Raw genomic sequence first — 5,801 nt, forward strand, 5'->3', positions numbered from 1 at the left:
CCGCACGCACCCGCGCCTTCACGTTGTAGTCAATCACGCGCTTGACCGGCACAAGAAGCTTCATCAGCCCTCTCCCTTTCGCATAAGCGTCACCCGTTGCTGCAGTTGCATAACAATCACCGCCGCAATTTAAAGGCCAAATGTCGGCGGGAAGAACTGGCTCGCAGCGTCAAGTGCCCGAGTTGTCACCGCGCGAGGCGCCGGGCACCCACAGCAGGTCCCCGCCCGCATCGGCATTCGCCACGCGCGCTGCCACGAACAGCCAGTCGGACAGGCGGTTGAGATAACGCACCGCCACCGGATTGACGTCGCCACCCTGGGCAAGCTCGGTCGCGCGGCGCTCGGCCCGGCGCGCGACGGTCCGGCACAGGTGCAGATGCGCGGCCAGCGCCGACCCGCCCGGCAGGATGAAGCTGCGCAGCGCCGAAAGCGGCCCGTTCATCTCGTCGATCTCGGCTTCCAGCCGCCCGACCTGCTGCTGCACCGCCCGCAGCACCGGATAGGGCGCCTCGGCGTCGCGGTCCATGTTCGGGCGCGCAAGGTCTGCGCCGAGGTCGAAGAGCTCGTTCTGGATCACCGCCAGCCGTTCGGCCATCGGGCCTTCCGCATGCAGCCGCGCAAGGCCCAGCGTGGCGTTCAGCTCGTCCACCGTGCCATAGGCCTCGACCCGGGGATCGTGCTTGGCCACGCGCGAGCCGTCCGACAGGCCCGTGTCGCCCTTGTCGCCGGTGCGGGTGTAGATGCGGTTCAGGACGACCATCAGTGGCCCCTCAGCATGACGTAGATCAGGATCAGTGCCACCGCGATCGCCTGGGCGATGATCCGCCAGCGCATCATGCGGTTGCCATGATGGCGGTTGAACTCGCCGCCCCGGGCGAATCCGCCGATACCGACCGCCAGGATCACGGTGACCGCAAGGACGGCCAGTGCGGCGACGATGAAAAGGGATTGGTCGCGCATGAACGGCCGCCTTTCGCAGGTGCCCAGACTAGCTGCGCCGCGCGAACCAGTCCAGAGCGGCCGTGGGCAGCAGCCTGCGCCCCGCAGCCGCGATCTGGGTGGGACGCGTCACGCGATAGCGGGCGCGGGGGTTCGGGGCTTCCAGCGCGGCCTGGATCACCGCGCTGGTGGCCGAGGGCGGCAGCTCGAACCGGTCAGGCCCTGCGGGCTGGTAGAGGCGCTTCAGCAGGCTCGCGCGGTATTGCTGGGCGCGAGGGCTGCGTTCCCAGTCGATCCAGCGTTCGAAATGGGGGATCGAATTGGCGCGGATGCGGCTGGTGATGGGGCCGGGCTCGACCAGGATCACGCGGATGGGGGTGTCCGACATTTCGATCCGCAGCACGTCGGTCAGGCCTTCAAGCGCGAACTTGCTGGCGACATAGGCGCCGCGCCAGGGAATGCCGACGAGGCCCAGGACCGAGCTGACGTTGACGATGCGGCCCGCGCCCCGCTGGCGGAAATGCGGGATCAGGCGGCGGGTCAGGTCGTGGGTGCCGAACAGGTTGACCTCGAAGATCGACCGCAGGCCGCCGCGTGGCAGGTCCTCGACCGCGCCGGGCAGGGCAAAGGCCGCGTTGTTGACCAGCGCGTCGAGGGGGCCATGGGCCAGGGCGGCCTCGGCGCAGGCGGCGACGCTGGCCTCGTCGCCGAGGTCAAGGGGCAGGGCGATCATGCCCTCGTCGCGGCGGGCCTGCAGGTCCTCGGGACGCCGGCAGGTGGCGATCACGGTCCAGCCCGCGCGGCCCATGTGGCGCGCGGCGTCCAGCCCGATGCCGGACGAGCAGCCGGTGATGAGGACCGTGGGCAAGCGGATCAGCCCGGGAAGTCGTCGGACAGGCTGTCGGCGGGGATGAAGCCCACCTCGTTCACCAGCGGGTCGCGGACCTGGGCGAAACTGCCCTCGTCCGCATGGATCAGCTCGACCACCGCGCCATAGGGAAGGGTGCGCAGCACGCCCGCGCCCGGCTCGGGCGCCGTCTTCAGGGGCTGGTGATGGCGGCTGACATACTGCCGGCGCGGTTCTTCGATCTCCCCGGCCCCGGATGCCAGCGATCCCATTATCCCCATGGCGCGGACCTGGTGGCTTGCGGGCACCTGCTCGCTGCTGGTGCCGAACAGGGCAAGCAGCAGGAAGGTCGAGGTCAGGACAATGGCGATCAGGCGGAACATGGCAGTCGTATGGCTAAGTTCATGTCCCGATGAAACCGCCATCGCGGCCGGGACGTTCCCTGCGCCTGACGCAAATCCGTCATGTCCGTTCATCCTGTGGCGCGCAGGGCACGCATGGCTGGGCACTGGAAACCGGCCCGGCTCAGGCGTAGGTGGACGCCATGAAGAAGAAAGCCGACGCCTCCGACGCCCCCAGGCCCGACAAGGATCCCGCGCGCTCGACCGTTTCCGAGCCGCTGAGCCGGGCCATTGGCGAGCGTTACCTCACCTATGCGCTGTCCACGATCATGCACCGCGCGCTGCCGGACGCCCGCGACGGGCTGAAGCCGGTCCACCGCCGCATCCTTTACGCGATGCGCGAGCTGCGGTTGTCTCCGACCGGGGCCTTCCGCAAGTCCGCCAAGATCTCGGGCGACGTGATGGGGAACTATCACCCGCATGGCGACAGTGCGATCTATGATGCCATGGCGCGTTTGGCCCAGCCCTTCGTGATGCGCTATCCGCTGGTGGACGGGCAGGGGAACTTCGGGTCCATCGACGGCGACAGCCCCGCCGCCAGCCGCTATACCGAGGCGCGTCTGACGCTGGCCGCCGAGGCCCTGATGGAGGGGCTGGCCGAGGACGCGGTCGATTTCCGCCCCAACTACGACGGCACGCTTGAGGAACCGGTGGTGCTGCCCGCGGCCTTTCCGAACCTGCTCTGCAACGGCGCCAGCGGCATTGCCGTGGGGATGGCGACCAACATCCCGCCGCACAACCTGCACGAGGTCGTGGACGCCTGCCTGCATCTGATCAAGTCGCCGGATGCCCGGGACGAGACGCTGATGGCGATCATGCCGGGACCGGACTTCCCCACGGGCGGCGTGCTGGTCGAGGATGCGGCGACCCTGCGCGAGGCCTATCGCACCGGGCGCGGGTCCCTGCGCCTGCGCGCCCGCTGGGCGGTCGAGGACCTCGGCCGGGGAACCTGGCAGATCGTCGTCACCGAGATCCCCTACATGGTCCAGAAGTCCAAGCTGATCGAGCGGCTGGCCGAACTGGTCCTGAACAAGAAGATCCCGATCCTGGCCGACGTGCGCGACGAATCGGCCGAGGACATCCGCATCGTGCTGGAACCCCGCGCCCGCACCATCGATCCCGCGCAGCTGATGGCGGCGCTGTTCAAGGTCAGCGACCTCGAGATCCGCTTCGGGCTGAACATGAACGTGCTGATCGATGGGCGCACGCCCCGGGTCTGCTCGCTGAAAGAGGTGCTGCGGGCCTTCCTCGACCACCGGCGCGACGTGCTGCTGCGCCGATCCGCCCACCGGCTGGAAAAGATCGCCGCGCGGCTCGAGGTGCTGGACGGCTATATTGTCGCCTACCTGAACCTCGACCGGGTGATCGAGATCATCCGCCACGAGGATGACCCCAAGTCCGTGATGATGGCCGAGTTCGGCCTGTCCGAGGCGCAGGTCGAGGCGATCCTGAACATGCGCCTGCGCGCCCTGCGCCGGCTGGAGGAGATCGAGCTGCGGGCCGAGCGCGACCGTCTGGCCGCCGAGCGCGAAGGCCTGCTGGCGCTGGTCGCCGATCCCGCCCGGCAATGGGTGAAGATCGCCGAGCAGCTGCGCGAGGTGCGCGGGCTGTTCGGCAAGTCGAACCCGGCCGGCGTGCGGCGGACCGAGATCACGGCCTCCGAGGACGTGCAGCCCTTGGACATGGACGCCATGATCGAGCGCGAGCCGGTCACGGTGATCCTGTCGCGCATGGGCTGGATCCGCGCCATCAAGGGTCACCAGCCGCTGGATGCCGAGCTCAAGTTCCGTGACGGCGACGGGCCGTTCCTGGCGCTGCATGCCGAAACGACCGACAAGCTGATGGTCTTCGGCGCGAACGGCCGCTTCTACACGCTGCCGGCCAACAACCTGCCCGGCGGGCGGGGACTGGGCGAGCCCCTGCGGCTGATGATCGACCTGCCGAACGACGCAGCCGTGCTGGACATGTTCCCGTGGCGCGAGGACGGGCAGTTCCTTGTCGCCTCGAAGGCCGGCGACGGCTTCATCGTGAACGCACCGGACATCCTGGCCCAGACCCGTGCAGGCAAGCAGGTGCTGAACGGCGACGCGCTTCTGGTCCGCCGGATCGAGGGCGACCACCTTGCCTGCGTGGGCGAGAACCGCAAGCTGCTGGTCTTCCCGCTGTCCGAACTGCCCGAGATGGCACGCGGCAAGGGCGTGCGCCTGCAGAAGTTCAAGGACGGCGGGCTTGCGGATGCGAAATGCATCACCCTGTCGGTGGGCCTGTCCTGGCTGGACCCGGCGGGCCGGACGCGGACGGAACCCGACCTGAACGAATGGTTGGCCAAGCGCGGCACGACCGGTCGCATGGCGCCGCGAGGCTTCCCTCGCGACAACCGCTTCAACTGAACCGGCCCCATGGAGGAACCGCCCGAGGACCCCTCGGGCGGTTTTGTGTTTCCAGGGGCTGAGCGGTCAGGAATACAGGTTCTGCACGCCCACCTGGTCGTGGATCTGGTTGGCGGCCGCGCGGTCGATGCCCAGCGCCTCGGCCAGATCGTGCAGATAGGCTGCCTCCTGTTCGCTGTCGAAGTCGATCGCCATCAGCGACATCAGGTAGACCTGCGATTCCAGCCCCTTGGGCACCTCGCGCGCCAGCCCCTGCGGATCGACCGGCGCAGCCATCTGCTCGCGGATGAAATTGCGGTCGTCCTCGTCCAGGTCGCCCAGCTGGCCCAGCAGGCGCTCGCGTTCGGCCTCGTCGATGCGGCCGTCGGCCTTGGCGGCCTGGATCATGGCGCGCAGCATCAGGCCCGCGACGGCGTTCTGTTCGGGCGTCGGGGCGACCTCGGGCTCGTCCTGGCGAGCGACCGCATCGTTGAACACCTCGCCGAAGCTCGCGTCGTTCGAAGGCTGCGCCCCGCGCTGGGCCGGGCCGTTCAGAAGCCCGCCGAGAAGGCCGCCGAGACCCCCGGCAGCCGCACCCCCGGCCAGCCCGCCCAGCAGGCCGCCGCCCTGGCCATAACCGCCGGCCGAGCCGCGGCCCGTATTACGGGTCAAGTTGTCCAGGATGCCGCCGAGGCCCCCCGAGGCGCCGGCCGAGTTCGGCCCGCCATAGGGACGGCCCGTTCCCGCGCCGCCCATGCCCGCCCCGCCCATGCGGCCGCCCAGCACCTGGCCGAGCATGTCGCCCAGGCCGCCCTGGCCGCCGCGGCTGGACCCGGCGTTCATCAGGTCGCCGAGGAGGCCGCCCCCCGTCCGGCGCCGGCCGGGGAACTGGCCGCCCCGGGACTGCTGCTGGTTCTGCATCATGGTGCCAAGGCCCTTGGCCAGCATCACGCCCGCCGCCACGCGGGCCAGGGATTTCATCAGGGACATCGGTTCCTCCGGGGAAAGACTGGCGCCGTGCCGGGCACGGCCGTTCGGGCTGTTCAACGTGCCCTTGGCCGCGATGGTTCCGGCGCCGGCCCCGTGCGCCACAGCTTGCTTTTCCGCCGACTCGCTTATATCTCGCGGCGATGCTTACGCGAGGGGGTCGTCCAGCCGGCCGCCCGACGATCAGGAGGCCACGATGGCAAAGGCAAAATTCGAACGGACGAAACCGCACGTCAACATCGGGACGATCGGCCACGT

General features: G+C 69.2%; 6 protein-coding genes. 1 reads left to right on the forward strand and 5 read right to left on the reverse strand.

The window, feature by feature from the left end:
• Positions 1-169: 169 nt before the first annotated feature.
• From ACFFII_RS10510 to ACFFII_RS10525, 4 genes are read right to left on the reverse strand one after another with little or no spacing between them, the layout of a single operon-like run.
• Positions 170-760 (reverse strand): cob(I)yrinic acid a,c-diamide adenosyltransferase, encoded by a 591-nt coding sequence (locus ACFFII_RS10510; RefSeq protein WP_377698848.1) that lies wholly within the window; start codon positions 758-760, stop codon positions 170-172.
• Positions 760-960, reverse strand: a complete 201-nt coding sequence (locus tag ACFFII_RS10515) for a twin transmembrane helix small protein (RefSeq protein WP_090757519.1) — start codon at positions 958-960, stop codon at positions 760-762. Before ACFFII_RS10515 ends, ACFFII_RS10510 begins: the two co-directional genes overlap by 1 nt.
• A gap of 28 nt (positions 961-988) precedes the next feature.
• Positions 989-1,807 carry an SDR family NAD(P)-dependent oxidoreductase gene (locus tag ACFFII_RS10520; protein WP_377698849.1) on the reverse strand — a complete coding sequence of 273 codons (819 nt, stop codon included), beginning with the start codon at positions 1,805-1,807 and terminating at the stop codon, positions 989-991.
• A 5-nt stretch (positions 1,808-1,812) separates the two neighbouring features.
• Positions 1,813-2,169 carry an SH3 domain-containing protein gene (locus ACFFII_RS10525; RefSeq protein WP_377698850.1) on the reverse strand — a complete coding sequence of 119 codons (357 nt, stop codon included), beginning with the start codon at positions 2,167-2,169 and terminating at the stop codon, positions 1,813-1,815.
• Between the two features lie 161 nt (positions 2,170-2,330).
• Between ACFFII_RS10525 and parC the strand changes: the two genes are divergently transcribed.
• Positions 2,331-4,577: a DNA topoisomerase IV subunit A gene (gene parC / locus ACFFII_RS10530; protein WP_377698851.1), complete on the forward strand. Its 2,247-nt coding sequence runs from the start codon at positions 2,331-2,333 to the stop codon at positions 4,575-4,577.
• 66 nt (positions 4,578-4,643) lie between these two features.
• Here the strand turns inward: parC and ACFFII_RS10535 are convergent, their stop codons facing one another.
• Positions 4,644-5,546: a tellurite resistance TerB family protein gene (locus tag ACFFII_RS10535; RefSeq protein WP_377698852.1), complete on the reverse strand. Its 903-nt coding sequence runs from the start codon at positions 5,544-5,546 to the stop codon at positions 4,644-4,646.
• Between the last annotated feature and the right edge of the window lie 255 nt (positions 5,547-5,801).

The sequence above is a fragment of the Paracoccus niistensis genome, assembly GCF_042432925.1.
In the GTDB taxonomy this organism is placed as follows: Bacteria; Pseudomonadota; Alphaproteobacteria; order Rhodobacterales; family Rhodobacteraceae; genus Paracoccus; species Paracoccus niistensis.